The 26,779-nt window shown below is 61.3% G+C and carries 23 protein-coding genes and 1 pseudogene; 10 read left to right on the top strand and 14 right to left on the bottom strand.

The window, feature by feature from the left end:
* Nucleotides 1–396: 396 nt before the first annotated feature.
* Nucleotides 397–1,382, top strand: a pseudogene (locus tag BJF97_RS22820) (IS110 family transposase).
* 185 nt (nt 1,383–1,567) lie between these two features.
* Here BJF97_RS22820 and BJF97_RS22825 read toward each other — a convergent pair.
* From BJF97_RS22825 to BJF97_RS22840, 4 genes are all read right to left on the bottom strand, one after another.
* Nucleotides 1,568–2,581 (bottom strand): HoxN/HupN/NixA family nickel/cobalt transporter, encoded by a 1,014-nt coding sequence (locus tag BJF97_RS22825; RefSeq protein ID WP_014226523.1) that lies wholly within the window; start codon nt 2,579–2,581, stop codon nt 1,568–1,570.
* 11 nt (nt 2,582–2,592) lie between these two features.
* Nucleotides 2,593–4,812 carry a carbamoyltransferase HypF gene (gene hypF / locus BJF97_RS22830; RefSeq protein ID WP_032694622.1) on the bottom strand — a complete coding sequence of 740 codons (2,220 nt, stop codon included), beginning with the start codon at nt 4,810–4,812 and terminating at the stop codon, nt 2,593–2,595.
* Between the two features lie 12 nt (nt 4,813–4,824).
* Nucleotides 4,825–5,352 (bottom strand): electron transport protein HydN, encoded by a 528-nt coding sequence (hydN, locus tag BJF97_RS22835; RefSeq protein ID WP_014226525.1) that lies wholly within the window; start codon nt 5,350–5,352, stop codon nt 4,825–4,827.
* 134 nt (nt 5,353–5,486) lie between these two features.
* A complete protein-coding gene (locus BJF97_RS22840) occupies nt 5,487–6,500 on the bottom strand; it encodes a LacI family DNA-binding transcriptional regulator (RefSeq protein WP_032694623.1) in 1,014 nt (337 codons plus the stop codon).
* A gap of 256 nt (nt 6,501–6,756) precedes the next feature.
* Here BJF97_RS22840 and ascF point away from each other — a divergent pair, with 256 nt between their 5' ends.
* Nucleotides 6,757–8,199, top strand: coding sequence for a PTS cellobiose/arbutin/salicin transporter subunit IIBC (ascF, locus tag BJF97_RS22845; RefSeq protein WP_032694624.1), 1,443 nt, complete (start codon nt 6,757–6,759; stop codon nt 8,197–8,199).
* A gap of 26 nt (nt 8,200–8,225) precedes the next feature.
* The gene (locus tag BJF97_RS22850) at nt 8,226–9,650 is read left to right on the top strand and encodes a 6-phospho-beta-glucosidase (protein ID WP_032694625.1); all 1,425 of its coding nucleotides are present in this window, start codon (nt 8,226–8,228) and stop codon (nt 9,648–9,650) included.
* 518 nt (nt 9,651–10,168) lie between these two features.
* On the opposite strand, the gene hycI is transcribed toward BJF97_RS22850, so the two are convergent.
* From hycI to hycA, 9 genes are all read right to left on the bottom strand, one after another.
* Nucleotides 10,169–10,654 carry a hydrogenase maturation peptidase HycI gene (gene hycI, locus BJF97_RS22855; protein WP_032694626.1) on the bottom strand — a complete coding sequence of 162 codons (486 nt, stop codon included), beginning with the start codon at nt 10,652–10,654 and terminating at the stop codon, nt 10,169–10,171.
* Entirely contained in the window at nt 10,647–11,057 is a 411-nt protein-coding gene (locus BJF97_RS22860; protein WP_014226530.1) for a formate hydrogenlyase maturation HycH family protein, read from the bottom strand. Before BJF97_RS22860 ends, hycI begins: the two co-directional genes overlap by 8 nt.
* Nucleotides 11,054–11,821, bottom strand: coding sequence for an NADH-quinone oxidoreductase subunit B family protein (locus BJF97_RS22865; protein WP_014226531.1), 768 nt, complete (start codon nt 11,819–11,821; stop codon nt 11,054–11,056). The genes BJF97_RS22860 and BJF97_RS22865 overlap by 4 nt, the downstream gene beginning before the upstream one ends.
* Complete coding sequence (locus BJF97_RS22870; RefSeq protein WP_025107277.1) at nt 11,821–12,363, bottom strand: formate hydrogenlyase complex iron-sulfur subunit; 543 nt, start codon at nt 12,361–12,363, stop codon at nt 11,821–11,823. The genes BJF97_RS22865 and BJF97_RS22870 overlap by 1 nt, the downstream gene beginning before the upstream one ends.
* A gap of 9 nt (nt 12,364–12,372) precedes the next feature.
* On the bottom strand, nt 12,373–14,082 hold the full coding sequence (hycE, locus tag BJF97_RS22875) for a formate hydrogenlyase subunit HycE (protein WP_014839316.1): 1,710 nt from the start codon (nt 14,080–14,082) through the stop codon (nt 12,373–12,375).
* Nucleotides 14,083–14,099: 17 nt separating this feature from the next.
* A complete protein-coding gene (locus tag BJF97_RS22880) occupies nt 14,100–15,023 on the bottom strand; it encodes a respiratory chain complex I subunit 1 family protein (RefSeq protein WP_004104852.1) in 924 nt (307 codons plus the stop codon).
* Nucleotides 15,024–15,025: 2 nt separating this feature from the next.
* A complete protein-coding gene (gene hycC, locus BJF97_RS22885; RefSeq protein WP_032694627.1) occupies nt 15,026–16,852 on the bottom strand; it encodes a formate hydrogenlyase subunit 3 in 1,827 nt (608 codons plus the stop codon).
* On the bottom strand, nt 16,849–17,457 hold the full coding sequence (locus BJF97_RS22890; protein WP_014839318.1) for a 4Fe-4S dicluster domain-containing protein: 609 nt from the start codon (nt 17,455–17,457) through the stop codon (nt 16,849–16,851). Before BJF97_RS22890 ends, hycC begins: the two co-directional genes overlap by 4 nt.
* Before the next feature lie 82 nt (nt 17,458–17,539).
* The gene (gene hycA, locus BJF97_RS22895; protein WP_004134329.1) at nt 17,540–17,989 is read right to left on the bottom strand and encodes a formate hydrogenlyase regulator HycA; all 450 of its coding nucleotides are present in this window, start codon (nt 17,987–17,989) and stop codon (nt 17,540–17,542) included.
* 208 nt (nt 17,990–18,197) lie between these two features.
* Here hycA and hypA point away from each other — a divergent pair, with 208 nt between their 5' ends.
* From hypA to BJF97_RS22930, 7 genes are all read left to right on the top strand, one after another.
* Nucleotides 18,198–18,542 carry a hydrogenase maturation nickel metallochaperone HypA gene (hypA, locus tag BJF97_RS22900; protein WP_004114752.1) on the top strand — a complete coding sequence of 115 codons (345 nt, stop codon included), beginning with the start codon at nt 18,198–18,200 and terminating at the stop codon, nt 18,540–18,542.
* Nucleotides 18,543–18,549: 7 nt separating this feature from the next.
* Nucleotides 18,550–19,422 carry a hydrogenase nickel incorporation protein HypB gene (gene hypB, locus BJF97_RS22905; protein ID WP_014226534.1) on the top strand — a complete coding sequence of 291 codons (873 nt, stop codon included), beginning with the start codon at nt 18,550–18,552 and terminating at the stop codon, nt 19,420–19,422.
* Nucleotides 19,413–19,685, top strand: a complete 273-nt coding sequence (locus BJF97_RS22910; protein WP_004104861.1) for a HypC/HybG/HupF family hydrogenase formation chaperone — start codon at nt 19,413–19,415, stop codon at nt 19,683–19,685. The genes hypB and BJF97_RS22910 overlap by 10 nt, the downstream gene beginning before the upstream one ends.
* Nucleotides 19,686–20,807 carry a hydrogenase formation protein HypD gene (gene hypD, locus BJF97_RS22915; RefSeq protein ID WP_032694628.1) on the top strand — a complete coding sequence of 374 codons (1,122 nt, stop codon included), beginning with the start codon at nt 19,686–19,688 and terminating at the stop codon, nt 20,805–20,807.
* Entirely contained in the window at nt 20,804–21,814 is a 1,011-nt protein-coding gene (gene hypE, locus BJF97_RS22920) for a hydrogenase expression/formation protein HypE (protein ID WP_014839322.1), read from the top strand. Before hypD ends, hypE begins: the two co-directional genes overlap by 4 nt.
* 231 nt (nt 21,815–22,045) lie before the next feature.
* Nucleotides 22,046–24,118, top strand: coding sequence for a formate hydrogenlyase transcriptional activator FlhA (flhA, locus tag BJF97_RS22925; RefSeq protein WP_032694629.1), 2,073 nt, complete (start codon nt 22,046–22,048; stop codon nt 24,116–24,118).
* Nucleotides 24,119–24,235: 117 nt separating this feature from the next.
* The gene (locus BJF97_RS22930; RefSeq protein ID WP_032694630.1) at nt 24,236–25,183 is read left to right on the top strand and encodes an alpha/beta hydrolase; all 948 of its coding nucleotides are present in this window, start codon (nt 24,236–24,238) and stop codon (nt 25,181–25,183) included.
* Nucleotides 25,184–25,372: 189 nt separating this feature from the next.
* Here the strand turns inward: BJF97_RS22930 and BJF97_RS22935 are convergent, their stop codons facing one another.
* Nucleotides 25,373–26,773 carry a glycoside hydrolase family 1 protein gene (locus BJF97_RS22935; protein WP_032694631.1) on the bottom strand — a complete coding sequence of 467 codons (1,401 nt, stop codon included), beginning with the start codon at nt 26,771–26,773 and terminating at the stop codon, nt 25,373–25,375.
* Between the last annotated feature and the right edge of the window lie 6 nt (nt 26,774–26,779).

The following is a 26,779-nucleotide window of genomic DNA, read 5'->3' on the forward strand; positions in this document are numbered from 1 at the left end:
AGCCCGGGCAGGCGCCTTGCGCCGCCCCCGGGAGCAGCGCGCAGAGTGGCATAATTTCCCGGAGGCGATGCTGCGCATCTGTCCAAGCTACCGGCCAGCAGACGGCCATTAACCTGTAGCCCGGGCAGGCGCCTTGCGCCGCCCCCGGCGGCAGCGCGCAGAGTGGCAGAGTTTCCCGGAGGCGATGCTGCGCATCTGTCCGGGCTTGTATTATTAAAAAATCCAGAGAGAACCGGCCAGTTCCCTTTGGTGGTGGTCCGGATGCCGTGTCCGGGCTCAGACTTTTAGTCTGTTTGGTAGATCCCGCACCAGACCACCGTTATCCACAAGTGATAAACCGAACAGTATCATGGACCGGTTCACCCGGTACCCCGTATTTGCAAGGATGGTTACACCATGGAAAACGAAATTCACTTTATTGGCATTGATGTTGCCAAAGCTAAACTCGATGTCAATATGTTGCGGCCTGATGGCCGTCACCGCAGCAAGAAATTTGCCAACACCCCCGGAGGTCATGACGAGCTCGTCAACTGGTTGCGGGGACATCAGGTCATCCATGCCCATATCTGCATGGAAGCGACCGGGACGTATATGGAAGATGTCGCCGCTCATCTCTCTGACGCAGGGTATCAGGTCTCTGTTATCAATCCGATGCTCAGCAAAGCGTTCGTCCAGAGTCAGGGAATACGCAGCAAAACTGATACGGTGGATGCCCGCCAGCTGGCGTATTTTTGCCGGGAGAAACGTCCGGCGATATGGGAAGCGCCACATCCGGTTGAACGTGCCCTGCGGGCGCTGGTTCTGCGGCATCAGGCGCTGACAGAGATGCATGTTCAGGAGCAGAACCGGCGTGAAAGCGCGCGTGATGTTCAGTTGCCGAGCATAGACATGCATCTGCTGTGGCTGGATACGGAACTGAAACGTCTTGAAAGCAGATAAAAGACCTGACGGATGATGACCCGGATATGAAACACCGGCGCAAACTGCTGGACAGTATCCCGGGCATTGGCCCGAAAACTTCAGCGGTGCTGCTGGCTTATGTGGGGCTGAAAGAGAGGTTCAGGGAGGCGAGGCAGTTCGCGGCGTATGCGGGTCTGACGCCCCGGCAACATGAATCAGGCAGCAGTATCAGGCGGGTAAGCAGGATGAGTAAAATGGGCCATGTATCGCTGCGTCGGGCGTTGTATATGCCGGCGATGGTGACGCTGTATAAAACAGAATGGGGCAGGGAGTTCAGGGAACGGCTGGAGAAGAACGGAAAAAATGCAAAGCTGATAATCGGGGCGATGATGAGGAAGCTGGCGCAGGTCGCATACGGCGTCCTGAAATCAGGACGCCCGTTCGATGCCACACTGCATTCGAAAAATGCTTGCATGGCATAACAGTATCTACCGGATCCCAGACGGCAGTAGCCCGGGCAGGCGCCTTGCGCCGCCCCCGGGAGCAGCGCGCAGAGTGGCATAATTTCCCGGAGGCGATGCTTGCGCATCTGTCCGGGCTACCGCCAGCAGACGGCCATTAACCTGTAGCCCGGCTAAGCGCAGCGCGAGCCGGGGAAATGCCCAACCTACCGCGCCAGATTATCGTACCCGCGCCAGCGGTAGTTGAGCACCGACAGCACCCAGCAGGCCACGAACAGCCCGACCACCACAAAACCGGCGTCGCCGAGATGGTCGTTCAATGCGCCAACCCAGCGCCAGAGGCCGCCGCTCAGAGAGAACTTATCCATCAACAGCCCCAGCGCTTCCAGACCGCCGATAAACAGCGCCACCACCACCGAGGTGCCGGTAATGGTCATATTGTAATAGAGCTTGCGCTGCGGCTTGCTGAACGCCCAGCCGTAGGCGCCGACCATCAGCACGTTATCGAGCGTATCCACCAGCGCCATCCCGCTGGCAAACAGCGCCGGAAAAACCATAATCGACCAAATCGACACCCCGCTCGAGGCGCTGGCGGCGGAGATCCCCAGCACGCCGATTTCCGTCGCCGTATCAAAGCCGAGGCCAAACAGAAAGCCCACCAGATACATCTGCCAGCTGCGGCTAATCAGGCGGAAGGTTTTACCGAACAACCAGCTCATCATGCCGCCGCCGGTCATGACCTCATCGCTCACCTTTTCGCCCTGCTTCCACGCCCGAAAGCTGCGCCAGACGCTGCGCAAAATGACCAGGTTGATAAAGGCCATCACCAGCAGAAACAGCGCCGACACGGCGGTGCCGATAACGCTGCCGGTCTCGTGAAACCAGCTCATCTGCTGGCCAAACGCGGTGGCGGTCGCGGCAATCGCCGCCGAAGCCAGCACCACAATCGACGAATGCCCCAGCGAGAACCACGCGCCAACGGCAAAAGGCCGCTTCCCCTGCTGCATCATTTTGCGGGTCACGTTGTCGATGGCCGCGATATGGTCGGCGTCCACCGCGTGGCGCAGACCATAACCCCAGGCCAGCAGGCTGGCGGCCATCAGCGCGCCGCTGCCGCCGAACGCCGTAAACGCCCAGCCCCAGGTCAGCAAATTGGCGGCAATCAATGCCAGCACCAGCGCCGCTGCGCGCGGCTGCTGACGCAAAATCGTCACTATCATATCGGTGTCCTTTAAGCCTGCAGGCGGGCCGCAGCGATAACCGCCTGGCCGAGGGCAATCGCGCCATCGCCTGCGGGCAGCTGCTGCGGAAAGAGCAGAGTAAAATCGGCCAGATAAAAGGTCAATCGCGCCGTCAGCAGGCGGTTGTGCAGTACCCCGCCGCCGAAGGCCAGCGTGTGAATATTCCGCGCGTTCGCGCAATCGCGCATCATCGCCGCCAGCCCGCGGGCCAGCGCATCATGAAAGGCCCACGCTTTTTGCGCCGGGCTCGCCTGCCAGCTCAGCCACTGCTGCCAGAACGTCGCCAGATCCAGTTTTCCATCGCGCCACGGCAGCGTCGCCGGATGATCCACGCCTTCGCAGGTCGCCGCCAGCGCCTCCAGACGGCACGCCGCTTCCCCCTCATAGCTCAGAGTTAGCGGCGCGCACTCCAGCGCGCAGGCGACGGCGTCAAACAGACGGCCGCACGACGATGCCTGCGGCGCATTAATACCGCGCTCGATTGCCCGCGCCAGCAGCGGCCAGCTTTGCTGGCGCAGCGCGGCGGTGTCGGCATAATTCTGCCACTCGGGGACGAAGGCCAGGCAGTGGGCGAGCAGATTGCGCCACGGCTGACGCGCCGCGAGGTCGCCGCCGGGCAGCGCCACCGCCGGCAGACCGCCGAGATGCTCGCACTCGCGATAGTTGACCCGCAGGCACTCGCCGCCCCACAGCTCGCCGTTTTCCCCCATCCCGATACCGTCGAGGATCAGGGCAATCACGTCGCCGCCCTCCCGCGGCCAGCGGTGCTCGGCCAGGCAGGCGGCTGCGTGGGCATGATGATGCAACACGCGGTCCACCGGCAGCATAAGCGACGCCGCCCACCGCGAAGCGCGGTAGCCGGGATGGGCGTCGGCAACCACCCGCTGCGGGGTAAAAGCGTAAATCTCCTGCATCAGACGCAGCGCCTGCCGCCACTGCGCCTCGACGCCCTCCTCATCGAGATCGCCAAAATGCTGGCTGAGCACCGCTTCATCGCCGCGCAGCAGGCAGAACGTATTTTTCATATCCGCGCCGAGAGCCAGCAGCGGCGGTACGTCGTGGAAACCCGGCGGCAGCGCCAGCGCGTCCGGAACGTAGCCGCGGGCACGGCGCAGCATCTCGCCGCTTTGCCGCACCACGGAATCATCCATCCGCTGCACAATCTCGCGATTATGCAGCAGAAATCCGTCGGCAATTCCGGCTAAATCCGCCAGCGCCTCGGCGTTGGTTAACGCCGGCGGGCGGCCGCTGAGGTTGCCGGAGGTCATCACTAATGGGCGCGCCAGCGCCTGCGAAAGTAAATGCTGCAGTGGATTAGACGGCAGCATCCCCCCTACTTCCGCAAGCCCTGGCGCAATCTGGTCGCACAGGCCGGCCACCTGCGTTTTCTCCAGCAGCACGATCGGCGCGGCGGGAGAGGTCAGCAGCGTCAGCGCCGGTTCATCGAGCCCCGCCGTTGTCGCCAGCATCACCGCCAGCGGTTTCGCCGGGCGATGCTTACGCGCCCGCAGCTTCGCCACGGCCTCGCGGTTTCCGGCGTCGCACAGCAGATGGAAACCGCCCAGCCCCTTCACCGCCACAATATCGCCCGCCAGCAGGCGCGTAATCGTCGCATCTAAGGCGGCCTCGCCAAATAAATGCTCCTGCGGGCCGCGCCACTCCAGCTGCGGGCCGCACTCGGCGCAGGCTACCGGCTGCGCGTGAAAGCGGCGATCGGCGGGATCGCCATACTCCGCCGCGCAGGCGGGGCAAAGAGGAAACGGCGACATAGAGGTCAGCGGACGGTCGTAGGGCATAGCGCGAATAATGGTAAAGCGCGGCCCGCAGTGGGTGCAGTTGATAAACGGATAGCGGTAGCGGCGCTCCCGCGGGTTGTTCATCTCCGCCAGGCATGCCGGGCAGGTAGCGGCATCGGGCACAATCTGCGTGCGCATGCTTCCGGCCCCGCTTTGGCGGATGGTAAAGCCCGGCGGCGGCGCGGCCCAGACAAAAGGCGCCGCTGCCGCGCTTTCGATACGCGCCAGCGGCGGGCAGCGCCGGGTTAACGCGGCGAGAAATGGCGCATCATCGCCGACAAGGCGCACCAGCACGCCGTCGCCGTCGTTGCACACGTCGCCGCGCAGCTCCAGCTGCTGCGCCAGCTGCCAGACGAAGGGGCGGAATCCCACCCCCTGCACTTTACCGCGAATGCGGATTTGCACCCCGTTCATTGCGCGACCGGCTTACCAGGCCAGCGCGGTGCGGCGGCGTTTTTCGATATTCATCTGTTCGAGCTTATTGCGGTCGACGCAAATCAGCGCGTGGGTCGGGCAGGCATCCATACAGGCCGGGCCTTCCTCACGGTGGTGGCAAAGGTCGCATTTGTTGGCTTCGGCTTTTTCCGCCATCACGTTCAGCCCCGCGCCGCTGTGGCGGATAACCGGGCGCACCACCACTTCCATGGCGCCGTAGGGACAGGCCACCACGCAGGTTTTGCAGCCGATGCAGCGCTCCTGCATCACGTGGACGAAGCCCCGATCGCGGCTGATCGCGCCGTTCGGACAGACGTTGGCGCACGGGGCGTCCTCGCACTGACGGCAGGCGGTGGCCGTCGACACGTTGACGCCTTTGATCACGTGAATACGCGGTAAAAAGCTTTTTGGCGTCAGCGCGGCGCAGTCCTGATTTTCCTGATGAGAGACCACGCAGGCCACTTCACAGGTGCGGCAGCCGATGCATTTGCTCGCGTCGGCGATAATGAAACGGTTCATCCATTTCTCCAGCTGTAAGAAGGTTACGCGCCGGAGTATGCATAATGCGTTCCAACTTTTATATTACTGATATTAAAGAAGATAAATACGGGAGATGCTGTCATCGTCAGTTGTGACGATGACAGCTGACGACGTCAGGCGTGCGGGCCGGGAACCATCGAGTCGCGTTCAATCAGCTCGCCGGGGAAGATTTGCTGAAATTTAAAATCGCCGCCGTCGAGCATAAAGATCAGCCGGTTGATGCTCTCTTTGATCATCTCCGTCACCGGAACTTTGACGCTGGAGAGCGCCGGAACCATATACGGCGCCAGCGCGATATCGTCAAACCCCACGACCGAGACCTGCTCCGGGATCTTGACGCCGATCTGATGCAGCTGCTTCATCGCGCCAACCGCCATATCGTCGTTGCTCGCCACCAGCGCGCTGTAGCCGACGCGGCGCTGGCGCAGCGTCTCGACTCCCGCCGCGCCGGTTTCCGGCGTCCAGCGGCCTTCGACGACCAGATCGTTATTCAGGGCAATGCCGCCGCGGGCCAGCGCGTCTTTATAGCCCGAGAGGCGCTCTACGCCGGTTGGCGAATCCAGCGAACCGGTAATAAACGCGATTTCCCGATGGCCCAGCGCGATAAGCTTTTCCACCGCCATCATCGCCGAGGCCTTTTGATCGGACCAGACGCAGTGGCTGGCGTTGCGGCGCAGGCGGCGGTTGAGCACCATGATCGGCCGCTCATGATTTTCGATAATCTCATCCATCTCATCAACGCTGAGAAAGCGCGGATAGATAATAATCGCATCGCAGCGCAGATCGAGCAGATACTGAATCGCCTCGCGCTCCTCCTCGGCGCTGTGCTTGCCGTCGGCGAGGATCAGCTGCCGCCCTTTGTCTTCGGTCATCCGCGCCACGTGGTAAAGCAGTTCGCTGAAATAGACGCCGTGATAAAGGGTGTTGGTCACCACCAGCCCGAGGGTCTGGGTCTTTTTCGTCGCCAGGTTGCGCGCCAGCAGATTCGGCCGGTAACCGCTTTCGGCCACCGCCTGGAAGACGCGATCTTTGGTCTCCTGGCTGACATAGCCGTTCCCCGACAGCACCCGCGAAACGGTGGCCTTTGACACCCCCGCGCGCTTCGCTACCTCCAGCATCGTTGCCATGTGGTTATTCCTGTTGCCAATGTTGCCCGCAGTGTACTGCACGCGCAGCGCTTTTTCAGCATTTGCGCGTCGCCCGCGCTGATGCGCACAAAGCGATCAAAATCACAAAATCGAGATCTTATTTTTTTATTTCTTGTATGCATTCATGAAACTAATCATGATTTTGTGGAACCGGTTTCCTATGTATGCATGATGCCGCTCCGCTTTCCGGCGCGGTGACAAGCCAGTACCCCATTGATAAACAGGATAAAATCCGATGTCTAAAAATTATGCAGCTCTGGCGCAGCAGATTATCGCGGCAATTGGCGGCGCAGATAACGTTGCCGCCATCACCCACTGCATGACCCGCCTGCGTTTCGTGGTCAAAGACAACGAGCGGGTCGACAGCGCCACCCTCAAAGGGCTGAAAGGCGTGCTCGGCGTCGTACGTAGCGATAACCAGTGCCAGGTGATCGTGGGCAATACCGTCTCCCAGGCGTATCGCGAAGTGGTCGCGCTGCTGCCGGGGGATCTACGCCCCGCTGAACCGCAGGGGAAACCGCCCATTACCCTGAAACGCATTGGCGCCGGGATCCTCGACGCGCTGATCGGCACCATGTCGCCGCTGATCCCGGCGATTATCGGCGGATCGATGGTTAAGCTGCTGGCGATGATCCTCGAGATGACCGGCGTGCTGCCCAAAGGCGCGCCAACGCTGACTATTTTGACGGTTATCGGCGACGGCGCGTTCTTCTTCCTGCCGCTGATGGTCGCGGCTTCCGCGGCGGTGAAGTTCAAAACCAATATGTCGCTGGCGATTGCGATTGCCGGGGTGCTGGTACACCCGAGCTTTATCGAACTGATGGCCAAAGCCGCCCAGGGCGAGCACGTGGAGTTTGCCTTTATTCCGGTGACGGCGGTGAAATACACCTATACCGTGATCCCGGCGCTGGTGATGACCTGGTGCCTCTCCTATATCGAACGCTGGGTCGACCGTATCACCCCGGCGGTGACAAAAAACTTCCTTAAACCGATGCTGATCGTGCTGATCGCCGCTCCGCTGTCGATTCTGCTGATTGGCCCGCTCGGCATCTGGATCGGTAGCGCCATTTCCGCGCTGGTCTATACGATCCACAGCTATCTCGGCTGGCTGTCGGTGGCGATTATGGGCGCGCTGTGGCCGCTGCTGGTGATGACCGGGATGCACCGGGTCTTTACCCCGACTATCATTCAGACCATCGCCGAAACCGGCAAAGAGGGCATGGTAATGCCGTCGGAAATCGGCGCGAATCTGTCGCTGGGCGGTTCGTCGCTGGCGGTGGCGTGGAAAACCAAAAACCCGGAGCTGCGCCAGACGGCGCTGGCGGCCGCGGCTTCCGCGATTCTGGCGGGGATTTCCGAACCGGCGCTGTACGGCGTGGCGGTGCGGCTGAAGCGACCGCTGATCGCCAGCCTGATCAGCGGCTTTATCTGCGGCGCGGTGGCCGGTATTGCCGGGCTCGCCAGCCACTCAATGGCGGCGCCGGGGTTGTTTACCAGCGTCCAGTTTTTCGACCCGGCTAATCCGATGACCATCGTCTGGGTCTTCGGCGTCATGGCGCTGGCGGTAGTGCTGTCGTTTGTCCTGACGCTAATGCTTGGCTTTGAAGATATTCCGCAAGAAGAAGCCGCCGCCGACGCCAGACAGCGCCAGGCCGGCACCCAGGCTTCTCACGCCTGAACACCATTTTGTTAACGAGGTAACGCATGGCGACTTTTCCACAGGGATTTTTATGGGGCGGCGCACTGGCCGCCAACCAGTCCGAAGGGGCATATCTGGAGGGCGGCAAAGGGCTGACCACCGTCGATATGATTCCCCACGGCGCGCACCGCCTGGCGGTCAAGCTGGGGCAGGAGAAACGCTTCGCGCTGCGCGACGATGAGTTCTACCCCAGCCACGAGGCGATCGATTTTTATCATCGTTATAAAGAAGATATCGCCCTGATGGCGGAGATGGGCTTTAGCGTCTTCCGCACCTCTATCGCCTGGAGCCGCCTCTTTCCTGAGGGCGATGAGCTGGAGCCGAACCCGGAAGGGATCGCCTTTTATCGCTCGCTGTTCGAGGAGTGCAAAAAGCATCGCATCGAGCCGCTGGTGACGCTGTGCCATTTCGACGTGCCGATGCACCTGGTCACCGAGTACGGCTCCTGGCGCAATCGAAAAATGGTGGAGTTCTTCACCCGCTACGCCCGCACCTGCTTTGAAGCCTTTGATGGCTTGGTGAAATACTGGCTTACCTTCAATGAAATCAACATCATGCTGCACAGCCCGTTCTCCGGCGCCGGTCTGGTGTTTGAAGAGGGGGAAAATCAGGAGCAGGTGAAATACCAGGCCGCCCATCACGAACTGGTCGCCAGCGCCTTAGCGACCAAAATCGCCCACGAGGTGAATCCGCAAAATCAGGTCGGCTGTATGCTGGCGGGCGGCAACTTCTACCCTTACTCCTGTAAGCCGGAAGACGTGTGGATGGCGCTGGAGAAAGATCGCGAGAACCTGTTCTTTATCGATGTCCAGGCGCGCGGCGCGTATCCGGTCTGGGCGGCGCGGGTATTTCGCGAGAAAGGCGTGACTATCGCCAAAGAAGCGGGCGATGATGAAATCCTGCGCCATACCGTCGATTTCGTCTCCTTCAGCTACTACGCTTCACGCTGCGCGTCGGCGGAGATGAACGCCGGCAACACCAGCGCCGCCAATATCGTTAAATCGCTGAAGAACCCGCATATTCAGGCCAGCGAATGGGGCTGGGGCATCGACCCGCTCGGCCTGCGCATCACCATGAATATGATGTATGACCGCTACCAGAAACCGCTGTTCCTCGTGGAAAACGGTCTCGGCGCGCGGGATGAGATTGACGCTAACGGCGAGATTAATGACGACTACCGCATCAGCTATCTGCGCGAGCATATTAAAGCGATGGGTGACGCCATCGAGGACGGCATTCCGGTGATGGGCTATACCAGCTGGGGCTGTATCGATCTGGTGTCCGCCTCTACCGGCGAGATGAGCAAGCGCTACGGCTTTGTCTACGTCGACCGCGACGATGCCGGACGCGGCACGCTGGCGCGAAAACGCAAAAAGTCGTTCTGGTGGTATAAGAAGGTGATTGCCAGCAATGGGGAAGATTTGGCGTAGTGTGCCCCGCGGACTGAGGGAGCCTCAGCTTAGCAAACACCTGCAACACGGAAATTTTCCCCGGCTTGCGCTACGCTTAGCCGGGCTACAGGTTCATCAACGCCCGCGGACCGGTAGCCCGGGTAAGGCGTTTACGCCGCGACCCGGGGGAAAAAGTAAACTTGTTCACCCTGACCGAACTCCAGGCTCGCGCTGCGCTTAGCCGGGCTACAGGTTCATCAACGCCCGCGGACCGGTAGCCCGGGTAAGGCGTTTACGCCGCAACCCGGGAAAAAAGTCCACTTGCTCCCCCTGACCTAACTTCCGGCTACAGGTTCATCAACGCCCGCGGACCGGTAGCCCGGGTAAGGCGTTTACGCCGCGACCCGGGAAAAAGTCCACTTGCTCCCCCTGACCTAACTTCCGGCTACAGGTTCATCAACGCTCGCGGACCGGTAGCCCGGGTAAGGCGTTTACGCCGCGACCCGGGAAAAAAGTACGCTTGCTCCCCCAGGCCGAACTCCAGGCTCGCGCTGCGCTTAGCCGGGGAACGCCGGCTCCTCTGCGGCTTCAAGTGCCGCAAAACCGCCATTCCCCTGCCAGCCATCAAGCCGCGCGTACACCACCTCGACCGCGTCCTTAATCGGCTGGGTCATTGGATAATAAAAGCCGACGATATCCGGCTGAATGCCTAAGAAAATCACCTCGCCGATATCCTCTTTTAGCTGATCGATCAGATAGTTGAGCGGCATATTGTGGGTGGTCATCATAAACATCTCGGCGATATCGTCCGGATCGACGATGCGGATCTCGCCGGGATTCAGGCCCATATCGGTGGCATCGACGATCAGCAGGCGCTCGGGGCGCAGCTCGCGAATGGCGACGATATCGTTCTCCGGCGCGCTGCCGCCGTCAATCACCACCCATTCGCCGACGGGGTTAGCCGCGCACATCTCCGCCAGCAGCGGACCTGCGCCGTCGTCGCCCATCATACTATTGCCGACACAGAGTAAAACGTCAGTCACGGAGTCTCCTCACCATCAGGTAGATGGCGCTTTCCTGGTGAATATCATGCAGCATGCTGAGCAGCGTTTTGCTCCACGCCTGCTGCTCGGGAGTCTGCCGGGCCTGCGCTTTATCAAAAGCGTTGGCCAGCATCGTCACATGATTGCTGTCAATAACAATCTCGCCGTACTTCGGCACGCCTTCCATTTTTCGCCGCGCGGTGCTGCCCTCTTCGAGGGTCGCAATCCACGCCAGATACGCCTGCCACGGGCAGCTCAGCGCCGCCTCAAGGCAGTCGATGACGCCGAGGTGGTGGCCAATCGCCAGGCTGTAATAGACCACCTGCTGCGCCTGGTCGGGCGTCGCATCGTTCTCATCAATAAATTTACGGCTCAGCTGACTGAACACCACCGTCTCGCTCATCGGATACGCGCTCCCTCGACCACCTGGTTCAGATGGGTGACGATCTCGGTCAGGCGCGGATCTTTTTCCGCCTCCAGCCAGCGCACCACCTGGCTATCGCCCTGCCCCAGCAGGCGCATATAGTCGTCGGCTATCTGGCGACCGTAGCGATAGCCCGCCAGCCGGCGCGCTTCGCGGTCGATGCGCACCCGCAGCGGCTGTACCATATCCGGGTGCAGAAGCTCGGTCGGCCGTTCGTCCTGTTCGCCCGGCACGCGGGCGTGGATTTTCTGTTCCAGCAGGCCCAGCGCCATCGCGAAGCCGTACAGCGTCGCGGCGGGGGTCGGCGGGCAGCCGGGAATATAGACATCCACCGGCACGATTTTATCGGTGCCGCCCCATACGCAGTAGAGGTCGTGGAAGATGCCGCCACTGTTGCCGCAGGCACCGTAGGAGATACAGATTTTCGGGTCCGGCGCGGACTGCCACGCGCGCAGCGCGGGAGAACGCATCGCCCGGGTTACCGCCCCGGTAAACAGCAGAATATCGGCGTGACGCGGCGACGGCACCACTTTGATCCCAAAACGCTCGGCGTCGAACAGCGGCGAAAGGGTAGCGAAAATCTCGATCTCGCAGCCGTTGCAGCCGCCGCAGTCCACCCGGTAGACGTAGGCGGAGCGCTTAATTTTCTTCAGCAGCGATGCCTTCATGCTGGCGATGGACTCATCCACCGTCATCGGCACCGGAATGCCGTTTTCATCGCGCGGGCCTAATAAGTTGCTCATCAGCTGGCCTCTCTCATATGGCGAGTCAGTTCAATACGGTCGGACGGCACCAGGCACTTCTGGCGTTTACACTCCGGGCAGGTCTCAAAGCTTTCGCGATGCAGCTCGGCGCGGCTGTCGCCGTTGTGTTTGAGCAGCGCGATGGCGTAGTCGATCTCTTTCTGTACGGCGAACGGCCGTGCGCATACCCGACAGTGGCAGATGGCAAAACGCGACTGCTGGAGGAAATCCTCTTTTTTCCACACCGCCAGCTCGTACTCCTGAGAGAGCCTAATCGCCGCCGTCGGGCAAACCTCTTCGCAGCGTCCGCAGAAAATGCAGCGTCCGAGGTTGAACTGCCACGCCAGCTGGTTGGTGGCCAGATCGGTCTCCACCGTCAGGGCGTTCGACGGGCAGGCGTTAACGCAGGCGGCGCAGCCGATGCACTGCTGCGGGTTATGCTCCGGTTTGCCGCGGAAGTTTTTATCCACCGGCATCGGCTCCAGCGGGTATGAGTGCGTCGCGGTGCCGGTTTTGATGACTTTTTTAATAAAGGTAAACATGGCGATTCCTTATTTCAGCGGCGAGTTCTTACGCTCGATGCTGTAGCGCTCCAGCTCTTTGTACGGCACCACTTTGCTTTTCTTCTTGCGCACGTCGACTACGGTCATGCGGTCGGTGCAGGAGTAGCACGGGTCGAGGCTGCCGATAATCAGCGGCGCGTCGGAGACGGTATTGCCGCGCAGCATATAGCGCAGGGTCGGCCAGTTGGCGTAGGTCGCCGCCCGGCAGCGCCAGCGGTACAGCTTCTGGTTATCGCCGGTCATACTCCAGTGGATATCATCCCCGCGCGGCGCTTCTGAGAAGCCCAGCGCGAAGCGGTGCGGAATATAGGTGAAGCCCTCCACCATCAGCGGGCCGCCCGGCAGGTTATCGAGGCCAAAGTCGATCATGTTCAGCGCGGTGTAGACCTCGTTGATGCGCACCTTCAGGCGCGAGATGACGTCGCATCCCTGTTCGCTGTGCACTTCCATCGGCAGCAGGCCGTAGCCGACAAACGGGTGATCGGCGCGGGTATCGCGGGCGTGCCCGCTGGCGCGCACCATCGGGCCAACGTTGCTGAAGTCGCGGGCGATTTGCGGGTCGAGACGACCAATGCCCACGGTACGCTGCTCCATATTCGGCGTGCTGAGCAGCATATCCACCAGCTCCTGCACGTCGCGGCGCATCTGCTGCGCCAGCTGGCGGGTCTGGATCATGTCCTCTTTCAGCAGATCGCGACGAATGCCGCCAATCAGGTTCAGACCGTAGGTTTTACGCGCCCCGGTAAGAATTTCCGCCATCTTCATCGAGGTTTCGCGCACGCGGAAGAACTGCATAAACCCGGAGTCGAAGCCGGTAAAGTGGCAGGCGAGGCCGAGGTTCAGCAGGTGCGAGTGCAGGCGCTCCACCTCCAGCAGAATGGCGCGGATCATCTGCGCGCGCTCCGGCACCACGATGCCCATCGCGTTCTCCACCGAAGTGGTGTAGGCGGTGCTGTGGGCGAAACCGCAGATACCGCACACGCGGTCCGACAGGAAGGTGACTTCGTTGTAGCCCATCCGGGTTTCCGCCAGCTTTTCCATCCCGCGATGCACGTAGAACAGGCGGTAGTCGGCGTCGATAATATTCTCGCCGTCAACGAACAGGCGGAAGTGGCCCGGTTCGTCGGAGGTGACGTGCAGCGGGCCAATCGGCACCACGTTGTTTTTCTTGCTGCCCAGCTCGTTGATAAACTCGTAGGTTTCGGCGTCGGTGGTCGGCGCCGGACGCTGGCGGTAGTCCATGCTGTCTTTACGCAGCGGATAGAGTTCATCCGGCCAGTCGTCCGGCAGCACCAGCCGGCGCTCGTCCGGCAGCCCCACCGGCACCAGGCCGTACATGTCGCGCACTTCGCGCTCGCCCCATACCGCCGCCGGCACCCGCGGCGTCACCGACGGATACTCGGGTTTATTGGCGTCCACTTCCACGCGCACGGTGATCCAGCACTTCGTGCCCTGCTCCATCGACAGCACGTAGTAGACGGCGTAGTGGCCGTTCAGCTTGCGTTCATCGTTGCCGAACAGCACCGACAGCCAGCCGCCCTGCTTGTAGTACAGAAACTCGACCACTTCCGGCAGATAGTTGACCTTCACCGTGACCGTCAACTGGTCTTTGGTCTGCCAGGCTTCATCCAGCACCACGCCCGGAAAGGCCTGATGCAGCGCGGCGAGATAGTGTTGACCGATTTTTTCTTCAGACATGCTCAAACTCTCTTAAATCACGCCACCAGCAAGGAGACGAAGGCTAAAAAGGCAAAACCAAACCCGGCCCAGGTGACGCGGGAGGTGGCGCAAAAGCGCAGACGCGCCATGCTGTTTTCGAACAGCGCAATCACCAGCACGCCGAGCACCAGCTTGACGACGGCAACCACCAGCGCCAGCAGCAGACCGCCGACGCTAAAGCTGGTCATCTGTCCCCACGGGATAAATACGCCGACGAACATCTGCAGGACCACCAGCTGCTTGAGGCTGATGCCCCACTTCAGCACGCCGAAGCCGCTGCCGCTGTATTCCGAGAGCGGGCCTTCCTGCAGCTCCTGCTCCGCTTCCGCCAGGTCGAACGGCAGCTTGCCCATTTCGATAAAGGTGGCGAAGGCGCAGGCGCACAGCGCCAGAATCAGCGGAAGAGTGCGGGCGACAGGCCAGTGATAAATGGTGTCGGTGATGCTGCTGATATGGGTGGACCCCGCGACCTGCGCCGCGACCCACAGGCCGAGCAGCAGGATGGGCTCCACCAGCACGCCAAGCATCGCTTCGCGGCTGGCCCCAATAGCGGTAAACGGGCTGCCGGTATCAAGGCCGGAAATAGCAAAGAAGAAGCGGGCGATAGCGAACAGGTAGATCAGGGTGATCAGGTCGCCCAGCCCCGCCATCGGCGAATCAACGGTCACCACCGGCAGCGCGGTGGCGATGGTTAGCATCACGCCGACCATCACGTACGGCGTCAGGCGGAAGACCCAGCCGGAGGCATCCGGGCCAACGCTCTGGCGCCCCAGCAGTTTCAGAATGTCCCGATACTCCTGCAGCACGCCCGGACCGCGGCGATTATGCAGACGCGCGCGGGCGACGCGGGTCACCCCGGACAACAGCGGCGCGACGGCGAACAGCACCAGCGCCTGCAACAATGCAATTAATACGCTCATTCTCAGGCTCCTCGGGAAATAACAATCACCACCAGTACCGCCAGCTCCACCAGCGCCACGCCGCGAAATAGCGCGGGCGCGGAAGCGTTCTGCCAGCCGGGCACCAGGCGCACCGGGTTCAGCCAGTGGCGCAGTTTCAGAATCGGCGCAAAGGCTTCTTTCACCGGCATGGCGAAACCGTGGGCGGTCACCACCATGGATTTTTCATGGTCGTAGCCGCAGACCCAGGCCGCCCCGCGGGAGCGCGCCGGCAGGCGATCGCCCTTGAAGAAGATCATCAGCAGCAGCGGCAGCAGCGGGCAGGCAATCAGAAGAATGGCGATCATCGGCTGGGACACCGCGCTGGAGACCTCCGCCTGCACCGGAAACGCCCCGCTCACCAGCGGCAGCAGCCACGGCGCGGCAACCCCGCCAATCACGCAGCAGACGGCGGCCAGCACCACGCTAAAGGTCATCAGCCCCGGCGCGCAGGTGGCGTTTTCCGCCTCTGTGCTTCGCGGCGCGCCGAGGAAGGTGACGCCGTAGACTTTCGCCATACACATCACCGCCAGCGCGCCGGTAATCGCCAGGCCCACCGCCAGCAGCGGCCCGAGCAGGCGGCCAACAAACGCGTCGCCGGTGCTCAGCTTAAAGAAGGACTGATAGATAACCCACTCCCCGGCAAAGCCGTTCAGCGGCGGCAGCGCGGCCATCGCCATCAGACCCACCAGCATCGAAAGGGAAATCAGCGGCATTTTCTTGCCGATCCCGCCGAGCTTTTCGATATCGCGATGGCCGGTGCGGAACCACACCGCCCCCGCGCCGAGGAACAGGGTGGTTTTAAACAGGCTATGGTTGATCAGGTGATACATGCCGCCAATAAAGCCCAGCACCATCAGGGTCGGGTTATGGGTCGCCACGCCGGTGACGAACGCCCCGAGGCCGAGCAGGATAATGCCGATGTTTTCCAGGGTGTGGTACGCCAGCAGGCGCTGAATATTGTGCTCCATCAGGGCGTACAGCCCGCCGACGAAGGCGGTGATCATCCCCAGCACCAGCAGCATCACGCCCCACCACAGCGGCGGTACGCTGCCGGCCAGCGAGACCGTCAGGATGCCGTAGAGACCGACCTTCATCACCACCGTGGAAAACAGCGCGGCGGCCGGTGCGCTGGCGCCGGCGTGGGCCTGCGGCGCCCAGCCGTGCAGCGGAATAACTCCGGCCAGCAGCGCAAAGCCGACCAGGCCCGGCAGCCACAGCAGCGCGTTCTGCGGCGCCGCCAGCGCCAGCTGGGTAATCTGCGCCAGCTCAAGGGTGCCGTAGGACGACCAGACCAGCCAGCAGCTCCACGCCATCAGCAGCGTACCGAGGCGACCCAGCGCAAACCACAGCTTGCCGGACTGCGCGCAGCCGGTAAGAAACGCGGCGCAAAGGGCCATAATCTCCGCCATCACCACCAGCGCTCCGAAGTTTGTCACCACCACGGCGCAGACGGCGGCGGCCAGCAGCAGATTCACCAGCAGGCCGTTGGCTTTCACCTGCGGATGACGATGCCAGGCAATATTGAACAGCGAAATCGGCAGCGCCGACAGGCCGATCGCCAGCAGCCACAGCGCGTTGACGCCGCCCACGCGCAGGGTCAAATGCAGCATCTGCAGCATGCCGCCGCTAACGCGCTCCGGCATCAGCAGCGCCGTTCCGCCCGCCAGCACCAGCATCGCGCTGGCGACCGCTCCGCCAATCCCGGCGATCGCCCCGCTCAGCGGTTTGCGCAGGGCGAACAGAAACGCCAGCACCGCGCTGGCGGCGTACCAGGCCACCGCCTGATTCACTAAGGAAATCACACTCATTTCACGTCCCCTTGTTGCGCCTGGAACAGCGACAGATCGCCGAGATCGGTATTAAAAGTCAGCTGCCGCTTACGCTTGCTGGCCTGGGCGATATCGCGGATATCCACCAGCAGCAGCGCTTTGGTCGGGCAGGTGCGTACGCACGCCGGGCCCTGCTCATCGAAGTGGCACAGGTCGCATTTGACGGCGATGGCGCGCACGCCCGGCACCCAGTCGAGCAGCGAGCTGACGCGGGCCGGCGCCGGCGGCGCGGCGGGGGCCAGGGGCGTATTGGCGTTAGCCGGCATATCCAGCGGACGGCTGCCGGAAAACTCAATGGCGCCGAACGGACAGGCGATGCCGCACAGCTTGCAGCTTACGCACAGGCTCTCATTGAGCTGCACCGCGCCATCGACGCGATTAATGGCGTTAACCGGGCAGACGGCGGCGCAGGGCGCATCTTCACAGTGGTGGCACATCTGCGGCGCGGATTCTTTTTCATTGCGCATTAAATGCAGCCGGGGCATGGCTTGCAGGCCCTGCTGGCGGTGAGTCTCAGCGCAGGCGGCTTCGCAGGTGCGACAGCCGATACAGACGGTGGAGTCAGCAATTACAAAACGGTTCACCGGGTCATCCTCAGGTGAAAGTCATTTTTGACGAAAACAGGTTGCGCAGGTGTCAGCTTCGACACTTGTCGACACCTGACGATTAACGGGCCAGCGTCAGGTGGCTTAAATCCACCGGCTGGTCTTGTTCGATTGCCTCGTAGAGACGGTCGTAAACGCTGGCGATAGTCGCCAGATAGTGCTCCAGAACCTGCTCGCGATCGCGGTTGCTGATCCGGCCATCAATGGTGCCGTCTGAACCCAGCGTGGCCTGGGCAATCAGGCGTCTGTCGTCGCCGTTTTTGGTTTCGACGTAGTACTCGATGGTGTGGCTGTTAAAGCCCTCCGCCAGCGCCACGTAGACCTGAAAGTGGCCAAAAAGTACGAAGCACAGCTCTTTATCCGGCGCGCAGCTCATGGCGTGATGCAGACGCGCTTTCGACAGGGTTATTCCCTGTACCAGCGAGTTGCAATAGGTGTGCCACTGCTCCTGATGCTGGCGGTGACGATCGGCGATGTAGTCCGCCTTTTCACTTAATTCCCAAATAGTCATCCCGGATCCCCCGTTGTATGAGATGCACCGGTTAAGCACTTTTCATGCCAAAATTTAATTAATTGATTTTAAACATCTTTATAAAATTTCGGGAGGTAGAAAGACATGTCGATGACGACGTCTGCAGCGTGTCATCGACATTTTCGTGACATTACCTATGACCTGGCATCGTTATTGCATTAAAGGACCATCGCGATACGGAGGCACCATGCACGAAATCACTCTTAGCCAGCGGGCGCTGGAAATTATCGAACAGCAGGCGCTGCAGGCCGGCGCGCGTCGGGTGACCGGCGTGTGGCTGAAGGTCGGGGCGTTTTCCTGCGTGGAGGCCAGCGCGCTGACCTTCTGCTTTGAGCTGGTGTGCCGCGGCACGCTGGCGGAGGGCTGCGAACTGCATATCGCCGAACAACAGGCTGAATGCTGGTGTGAATCCTGCCAGCAGTACGTGCATCTCATCTCCCAGCACGTGCGCCGCTGCCCGCAGTGTCAGAGCGACCGGCTGCAAATCGTGGCGGATGACGGCTTACAGATTCAGCGACTAGAAGTGGAGTAATAAGATTATGTGTACAACCTGCGGCTGCGGTGAAGGCAACCTTTATATAGAAGGCGACGAGCATAACCCGCATTCGGCGTTTCGCAGCGCCCCCTTCGCGCCCGCCCCGCGCCAGATGATGAACATTACCGGCGTGAAAACCGATAACTTTTCCCCCACCCGCTCGGAGGCTGGCGACCTGCACTACGGTCACGGCGAGGCGGGTACCCATGCGCCGGGCCAGAGCCAGCGGCGGATGCTGGAAGTGGAAATCGACGTGCTGGATAAAAACAACCGTCTGGCCGCCCGCAACCGCGCGCGCTTCGCCGCTAAAAACCAGCTGGTGCTGAATCTGGTCTCCAGCCCCGGCTCCGGCAAAACCACCCTGCTGACGGAAACCCTGCTGCGGCTGAAAGAGAAAACCGCCTGCGCGGTCATTGAAGGCGATCAGCAAACGGTGAACGACGCCGCGCGCATCCGCGCCACCGGCACCCCGGCGATTCAGGTCAACACCGGCAAAGGCTGCCATCTCGACGCGCAGATGATCGCCGACGCCGCGCCGCGCCTGCCGCTGGATGACCACGGGATCCTGTTTATCGAAAACGTCGGTAACCTGGTGTGTCCGGCGAGCTTTGACCTCGGCGAACGTCATAAAGTGGCGGTGCTGTCGGTAACCGAAGGCGAAGACAAGCCGCTGAAGTATCCGCATATGTTCGCCGCCGCCAGCCTGATGCTGCTTAACAAGGTCGACCTGCTGCCGTATCTCAACTTTGACGTGGAAAAGTGTCTGGCCTGCGCCCGCGAGGTGAACCCGGATATTGACATCATCCTGCTTTCCGCCACCAGCGGCGAAGGCATGGACCAGTGGCTTAGCTGGCTGGAGACGCAACAATGTGCATAGGCATTCCCGGACAAATCTGCGCCATTGACGGCAATCTGGCGAAGGTCGAAGTGTGCGGCATTCAGCGCGAAGTCGACCTGACCCTGGTGGGCGCGGTTGACGATCGCGGCCAGCCGCGTCTCGGCCAGTGGGTGCTGGTCCACGTGGGTTTCGCCATGAGCGTGATTAACGAAGCCGAAGCCCGCGATACCCTCGAGGCGCTGCAAAATATGTTTGAAGTCGAGCCGGACGTCGGCGCGCTGCTGTACGGCGAGGAGCGGTAAATGCGCTATGTCGATGAATACCGCGCCCCGGAACAGGTGATGCAGCTGGTGGAACACCTCCGGCAGCGCGCGCGCCTGCTGCCGCATACCGCCGAACGTCCGCTGCGCATTATGGAAGTGTGCGGCGGTCATACCCACGCCATTTTTAAATTTGGTCTCGACCAGCTGCTGCCGGAAAATATCGAGTTTATTCACGGCCCCGGCTGCCCGGTGTGCGTGCTGCCGATGGGGCGCATCGACGCCTGTATCGATATCGCCAGCCGTCCGGGGGTGATTTTCTGCACCTTTGGCGACGCCATGCGCGTGCCGGGAAAAAATGGCTCGCTGCTGCAGGCTAAATCGCGCGGCGCCGACGTCCGCATCGTCTATTCGCCGATGGACGCCCTGAAGCTGGCGCAGCAGCACCCCGAGCGTGAAGTGGTGTTCTTCGGCCTTGGTTTTGAAACGACGATGCCCGCCACCGCCCTGACCCTGCGCCAGGCCCGCGAGCGCGGCGTCGCCAACTTCTATTTTTTCTGCCAGCACATCACCCTGCTGCCGACCCTGCGCAGCCTGCTCGACCAGCCGGATAACGGTATCGACGCGTTTCTCGCCCCCGGTCACGTCAGCATGGTGATTGGCACCGACTCCTACGGATTTATCGCCAGCGACTATCATCGTCCTTTAGTGGTGGCAGGATTCGAACCGCTTGATCTACTGCAAGGCGCGGTGATGCTGGTTGAGCAGACAATAGCGCGGCACAGCGACGTGGAGAACCAGTATCGCCGGGTGGTGCCCGATGCGGGCAACCCGCTGGCGCAGTCGGCCATCGCCGAGGTGTTTTGCCTTAGCGGCGATAGCGAGTGGCGCGGTCTGGGGGTGATTAACGACTCCGGCGTGCATCTGACGGCCGCGTATCAGCGTTTCGACGCCGAAGCGCATTTCCGCCCGGCGCCGCAGCGGGTCTGCGACGACCCGCGCGCCCGCTGCGGCGAGGTGCTGACCGGCCGCTGCAAACCGCACCAGTGCCCGCTATTCGGCAATACCTGCAACCCGCAGAGCGCGTTCGGCGCGCTGATGGTCTCATCGGAAGGCGCCTGCGCCGCCTGGTATCAATATCGCAGTCAGGAAATCGAAGCATGAAAAGCGTTCAGTTAGCCCACGGTAGCGGCGGTCAGGCGATGCAGCAGCTGATCGGCGACCTGTTTATGCAGGCTTTCGCCAACCCCTGGCTGGCGGAGCAGGAAGATCAGGCGCGTCTCGATCTCGCCCAGCTTAGCGCGCAGGGCGACAGGCTCGCCTTCTCCACCGACAGCTACGTCATCGATCCGCTGTTTTTCCCAGGCGGCAACATCGGCAAGCTGGCGGTCTGCGGCACGGCCAACGATGTGGCGGTGAGCGGCGCGCTGCCGCGCTATCTCTCGTGCGGGTTTATTCTCGAAGAGGGGCTGGAGATGGCCACCCTCGAAGCGGTGGTGAACAGCATGGCGCAGACCGCGCGGGAGGCCGGCATCGCCATTGTCACCGGCGATACCAAAGTGGTGCCGCGCGGGGCGGCGGATAAGCTGTTTATCAATACCGCCGGGATCGGCGTCATCCCTACCGGTATTCGCTGGGGGGCGCAGCAGATTAGCGCGGGAGACGTGCTGCTGGTCAGCGGCACGCTTGGCGATCACGGGGCAACGATCCTCAACCTGCGCGAACAGATGGGGCTTGACGGCGCGCTGTCCAGCGACTGCGCGGTGCTGACGCCCTTGATTCAGACGCTGCGCGACGTTGCTGGCGTGAAAGCCCTGCGCGATGCCACCCGCGGCGGCGTTAACGCGGTGGCCCATGAGTTTGCCGCCGCCAGCGGCTGCGGGATTGAACTGCACGAGAATAAGCTGCCGGTGAACGATACCGTACGCGGCGTGTGCGAGCTGCTGGGGCTGGACGCGCTTAATTTCGCCAACGAGGGCAAGCTGCTGATCGCCGTTGCCCGCGAGGCGGCGGAAAGCGTACTTGCGCATTTACGGTCTCATCCATTAGGCCGCGATGCGGCGATAATCGGCGAGGTTGTGCCGCGCGCGGGCGTGCGCTCTGTCGGTCTGTACGGCGTGAAGCGCACGCTGGATCTTCCTCACGCCGAGCCGCTGCCGAGAATTTGTTAACGGGGCGGGCCCCCGGATTGCGGCTAACGCCTTATCCGGGCTACAACACTGCGCCCACCTGTAGCCCGGCTAAGCGCAGCGCGAGCCGGGAAAAGCCAGCATGATTACCCAGCCCAAACCAGCGGGCACCCACGGATGGGTTAATGGCGGTCACAACCGCTTTATTAACAGACTATTATTTGTGTCATCACTTTCTTCTGCGCCGCTTTGCGGCGCTTTTGGACTTAAGCAATGTCGTATACACCGATGGGCGATCTTGGGCAGCAGGGTCTGTTTGATATCACCCGCATTTTATTACAGCAGCCGGACCTGGCCGCGCTGAGCGAGACGCTGACCGGCCTGGTGCAGCAGTCCGCGCTCGCCGACCGGGCGGCGATTATTCTGTGGCATTCCGGCAACCATCGCGCGGTCCGGCACGCCTGCGACGACGCGGGACAGCCGGTGAGCTACGAGGATGAAACCGTCCTCGCCAACGGCCCGGTTCGACGCCTGCTCTCGCGCCCGGATGCGCTGCATTGCGATAGCGCCACCTTTGCCGAAACCTGGCCGCAGCTCGCCGGCAGCGGACTCTACCCCACCTTTGGCTATTACTGCCTGCTGCCGCTGGCGGCGGAAGGGCGTATTTTCGGCGGCTGCGAATTTATTCGCGACGACAACCGGCCGTGGACCGAAAAAGAGTACCAGCGGCTGCACACCTTTACGCAAATCGTTGCCGTGGTCACCGAACAGATCCAAAGCCGGGTCAGCAACAACGTTGATTACGACCTGCTGTGCCGGGAACGCGATAACTTCCGCATCCTGGTGGCGATCACCAACGCGGTGCTCTCGCGGCTGGATATCGATGAGCTGGTCAGCGAAGTAGCCAAAGAGATCCACCGCTACTTCCGCATCGACGCCATCAGCGTGGTACTGCGCAGCAACCGCAAAGGTAAGCTCAATATCTACTCCACCCACTACCTCGACGCCAGCCACCCGGTACATGACCAGAGCGAAGTGGACGAAGCCGGTACCCTGACCGAGCGGGTATTCAAAAGCAAAGAGATGCTGCTGCTCAATCTCCACGAGCACGACCCGCTGGCGCCGTACGAAAAAATGCTTTTCGAGATGTGGGATAACAAAATCCAGACCCTGTGCCTGCTGCCGTTGATGTCCGGTAATACTTTGCTTGGGGTGCTGAAGCTGGCGCAGTGCGATGAAAAAGTCTTCACCACCACCAACCTCAAGCTGCTGCGGCAAATCGCCGAGCGCGTCTCGATCGCCATCGACAACGCCCTCGCCTACCGCGAGATTCAGCGGCTGAAAGAGCGGCTGGTCGATGAGAACCTCGCCCTGACCGAACAGCTCAACAACGTTGAGAGCGAGTTTGGCGAAATCATTGGCCGCAGCGAGGCCATGAACAGCGTGCTCAAGCAGGTGGAGATGGTGGCGCAGAGCGACAGTACGGTGCTGATCCTCGGCGAAACCGGCACCGGTAAGGAGCTGATTGCCCGCGCTATTCATAACCTGAGCGGCCGCAATAGCCGCAGGATGGTCAAAATGAACTGCGCGGCGATGCCTGCCGGGCTGCTGGAAAGCGACCTGTTTGGCCACGAGCGCGGCGCTTTCACCGGCGCCAGCGCCCAGCGTATCGGCCGTTTCGAACTGGCGGACAAAAGCTCGCTGTTTCTCGATGAAGTGGGCGATATGCCGATTGAACTACAGCCGAAACTGCTGCGCGTGTTGCAGGAGCAGGAGTTCGAGCGTCTCGGCAGCAATAAGCTGATTCACACCGACGTGCGCCTGATCGCCGCCACCAACCGCGATCTTAAACAGATGGTCGCCGATCGCGAGTTTCGCAGCGATCTCTACTATCGGCTGAACGTCTTCCCGATCCACCTGCCTCCCCTGCGCGAGCGGCCGGAGGATATTCCCCTGCTGGTGAAGGCCTTCACCTTTAAAATTGCCCGCCGTCTCGGGCGCAACATTGACAGCATTCCGGCGGAAACGCTGCGCCTGCTCAGCCGCATGGAGTGGCCGGGTAACGTGCGCGAACTGGAGAACGTCATTGAGCGCGCGGTGCTGCTGACCCGCGGCAGCGTGCTGCAGCTCTCCTTACCGGAAATGAGTATCGAGACGGAGCCGCTGGCGGCGGAAGTGCTGCCGGAGGAAGGGGAAGACGAATACCAGCTGATTGTCCGGGTGCTGAAAGAGAGCAACGGCGTGGTCGCCGGACCGAAGGGCGCGGCCCAGCGTCTGGGATTAAAGCGCACGACGCTGCTTTCGCGCATGAAACGGTTGGGTATTAATAAAGACCAGCTGCAGTAGGCACATCTTCAGAACGCTGTTTCATTTTGATTTTAATGAAACAGCGTTCTGTGAGACAACTCGCTTTACCCGTTCCTGATGAATGATAAATAAGCCTTTTCCTTAATGGAGATGCTTATGACGCGTTTACCTCTGGCCGCCGCCATCGCTTTGCTTTTGGCTTCTCAGGCTGCATTTTCCTCTCTTCCCACCTTTTCCGTCTGGCCCGGCGGTGAAGCGCCCGGCGCGAAAAACAGCCCGGCGAGCGAATCGTTGGTGGAGCGCAGCAAAGATCCCTCGCTGCCCGATCGCGCGGTCACCGGCGTTCGCGCTCCGACAATTACCGTTTACGCGCCGGAGAAGCCCAACGGTATCGCGCTGCTGGTGACGCCGGGCGGCTCTTACCAGCGAGTGGTATTGGATAAAGAGGGCAGCGATCTCGCCCCGGTATTTAACGCCCGGGGCTATACCCTGTTTGTGATGACCTACCGGATGCCGGCGGACGGTCACGCGGAAGGCAGCGAGGCGCCGTTGGCCGATGCGCAGCGCGCGCTGCGTACCCTGCGGGCGCGGGCCGCCGAGTGGCATATCGACCCGCAAAAAATCGGCATTATGGGCTTTTCCGCCGGGGGACACGTGGCGGCAAGCCTGGAGACCCGCTATAGCGAACCGGCTTACGCCGCCGTGGACGCGGTTGACCAGCAGAGCGCGCGGCCGGACTTCGCGGTGCTCGGCTATCCGGTTATTTCCATGGATCCGGCGATTGCCCATCCCGGATCGCGCAAGGCATTGATTGGCGAAACGGCGACGGCAGAGCGGCAGCACCGCTATTCACCGGAGCAGAACGTCACGCCGCAAACGCCGCCGACCTTTATTTTCCACGCGGTGGACGATCCTTCCGTGCCGGTGGATAACGCGCTGGTGATGTTTAACGCCCTGCGCGCGCAGCAGGTGCCGACCGAGCTGCATCTGTTCGCCGAGGGGAAACACGGATTTGGCATTCGCGGGACCCGGGGCCTGCCCGCCGCCGAGTGGCCGCAGCTGGCGATGAACTGGATAGGCTCGCTGGCGGAAATGAAAAAATAGCGCCGGTAATCCCCGGCTCGCGGCTGACGCCTTAGCCGGGCTACCTGTCCGCAGACGGCGGGGACCTCGAAGCCCCGGTAGGTACGGTTTCCCGGAGGCGATGCTGCGCATCTGTCCGGGCTACAAGTTCGTGCGGTTTGGTAGCCCGGACAGGCGCGTCAAGCGCCGCCTCCGGGGGATTTTGCCGAGCTATTTATCAGAACTGAAGCCGTTGCTGGTCGCCAGTTCGGCAAACCACAGCGCGTTGCGCTTTATCTGCCGCTCTCCGGTTTGCAGGTCGAGCCGCCAGAAACCGTAGCGGCGCTTGAACGAGTTAATCCACGACCAGTTATCGATAAAGGTCCACTGATGCACGCCAAAGCAGTTCGCGCCGTCGGCTATCGCGCGATGCAGCTGCACCAGATGCTCTTCCATCAGGCCGATGCGGAACGAATCGTCAATCACCCCGTCTGCGCCGGGTTCGCCTTCCGACTCAATATCCATCGCAATACCGATTTCCGCGAGGAACCACTTTATATTGCCGTAGTTATCGCGAATATTGGCGGCAATGTCATAAATCGCCTGCGGCAGAATCTCATTATTATCGCGATAAGGATTAAAGCGCCCTTGCGGATTCACGTAGTTTTCGAAATAGAACTCCGGGGTGAAATAGTCCAGCGTATAGTCGCTTTCGCGCGCCTTCACCCGGCGCGGAACGTAATAGTTAACGCCGAGAAAATCGACGCGCGATCCGGTAATCAGCTCCACGTCGGCTTTTGTCACCTCCGGCAGGCAGTCGTGCGCGGCCAGAATTTCGCACAGCGCTTTCGGGAACTGATGCTTCACCAGCGGATCGAGGAAGCTGCGGTTGAAGAACAGATCCGCATACCACGCCGCTTTTTGGTCTTCCGCGCTGTCGTTGCGGGTATAGGACGGCGTCAGATTCAGCACCACGCCAATCTCGCTTTCCAGCGCCAGCGCGCGAAACTCGCGCACCGCTTTGGCGTGGGCCAGCATAATGTTAAACGCCACCTGCGCCGCCAGCCTGCCGTCTTTCTTGCAGGGATAGTGGAAGTCGTACAGGTAGCCGCCCTCAACCGGCACAATCGGCTCGTTGAAGGTAATCCAGTATTTCACCTTGTGACCGAATAGCTCAAAAGCGGTACGGGCAAAACGCGCGAAGAGATCGGTCACGTGCGCCGACTCAAAGCCGCCGTACTGCTTTTGCAGCGCTTCCGGCATGTCAAAATGATAGAGGTTGATCATCGGCTCGATGCCGTTTTCAATCATCTCATCAAGGTAGGCATGATAGAAACGCACCGCGTCCGCATTGGGCGCGCCGGTTTCGAAGTCGTCAATCAGCCGCGACCACTGAATCGACGTGCGGAAGGAGTTGAACCCGGTCCGCTTCATCAACGCCACGTCCTGGGGATACTGATGATAGGTGTCGCAAACGGTTTGCGGCCCAATCTGCTGATAAAAACGTTCCGGCTGTTCGGCAAACCAGCTATCCCAAATAGAACGGTGCGGCTTGTTGCTTATCCCTTCCGTTTGCGGACCGGATGCCGCCGCGCCCCATAAAAAGCCTTCCGGAAACTGATACCGGGTCATAACGCC

This window comes from Klebsiella sp. LTGPAF-6F (assembly GCF_001753185.1).
Classification (GTDB): domain Bacteria; phylum Pseudomonadota; class Gammaproteobacteria; order Enterobacterales; family Enterobacteriaceae; genus Klebsiella; species Klebsiella michiganensis.

Excerpts from the sequence above, each read along its gene's own strand:
- hydN (WP_014226525.1), bottom strand. The coding sequence starts at position 5,352 with ATGAACCGTTTCATTATCGCCGACGCGAGCAAATGCATCGGCTGCCGC.
- BJF97_RS22870 (WP_025107277.1), bottom strand. The coding sequence starts at position 12,363 with ATGTTTACCTTTATTAAAAAAGTCATCAAAACCGGCACCGCGACGCAC.
- hypF (WP_032694622.1), bottom strand. The coding sequence starts at position 4,812 with ATGAACGGGGTGCAAATCCGCATTCGCGGTAAAGTGCAGGGGGTGGGA.
- hycE (WP_014839316.1), bottom strand. The coding sequence starts at position 14,082 with ATGTCTGAAGAAAAAATCGGTCAACACTATCTCGCCGCGCTGCATCAG.
- BJF97_RS22825 (WP_014226523.1), bottom strand. The coding sequence starts at position 2,581 with ATGATAGTGACGATTTTGCGTCAGCAGCCGCGCGCAGCGGCGCTGGTG.
- hypB (WP_014226534.1), top strand. The coding sequence starts at position 18,550 with ATGTGTACAACCTGCGGCTGCGGTGAAGGCAACCTTTATATAGAAGGC.
- flhA (WP_032694629.1), top strand. The coding sequence starts at position 22,046 with ATGTCGTATACACCGATGGGCGATCTTGGGCAGCAGGGTCTGTTTGAT.
- BJF97_RS22840 (WP_032694623.1), bottom strand. The coding sequence starts at position 6,500 with ATGGCAACGATGCTGGAGGTAGCGAAGCGCGCGGGGGTGTCAAAGGCC.
- hycA (WP_004134329.1), bottom strand. The coding sequence starts at position 17,989 with ATGACTATTTGGGAATTAAGTGAAAAGGCGGACTACATCGCCGATCGT.
- BJF97_RS22910 (WP_004104861.1), top strand. The coding sequence starts at position 19,413 with ATGTGCATAGGCATTCCCGGACAAATCTGCGCCATTGACGGCAATCTG.
- BJF97_RS22880 (WP_004104852.1), bottom strand. The coding sequence starts at position 15,023 with ATGAGCGTATTAATTGCATTGTTGCAGGCGCTGGTGCTGTTCGCCGTC.
- ascF (WP_032694624.1), top strand. The coding sequence starts at position 6,757 with ATGTCTAAAAATTATGCAGCTCTGGCGCAGCAGATTATCGCGGCAATT.
- BJF97_RS22930 (WP_032694630.1), top strand. The coding sequence starts at position 24,236 with ATGACGCGTTTACCTCTGGCCGCCGCCATCGCTTTGCTTTTGGCTTCT.
- hypD (WP_032694628.1), top strand. The coding sequence starts at position 19,686 with ATGCGCTATGTCGATGAATACCGCGCCCCGGAACAGGTGATGCAGCTG.
- BJF97_RS22860 (WP_014226530.1), bottom strand. The coding sequence starts at position 11,057 with ATGAGCGAGACGGTGGTGTTCAGTCAGCTGAGCCGTAAATTTATTGAT.
- BJF97_RS22865 (WP_014226531.1), bottom strand. The coding sequence starts at position 11,821 with ATGAGCAACTTATTAGGCCCGCGCGATGAAAACGGCATTCCGGTGCCG.
- hypA (WP_004114752.1), top strand. The coding sequence starts at position 18,198 with ATGCACGAAATCACTCTTAGCCAGCGGGCGCTGGAAATTATCGAACAG.
- BJF97_RS22935 (WP_032694631.1), bottom strand. The coding sequence starts at position 26,773 with ATGACCCGGTATCAGTTTCCGGAAGGCTTTTTATGGGGCGCGGCGGCA.
- hypE (WP_014839322.1), top strand. The coding sequence starts at position 20,804 with ATGAAAAGCGTTCAGTTAGCCCACGGTAGCGGCGGTCAGGCGATGCAG.
- BJF97_RS22850 (WP_032694625.1), top strand. The coding sequence starts at position 8,226 with ATGGCGACTTTTCCACAGGGATTTTTATGGGGCGGCGCACTGGCCGCC.
- hycC (WP_032694627.1), bottom strand. The coding sequence starts at position 16,852 with ATGAGTGTGATTTCCTTAGTGAATCAGGCGGTGGCCTGGTACGCCGCC.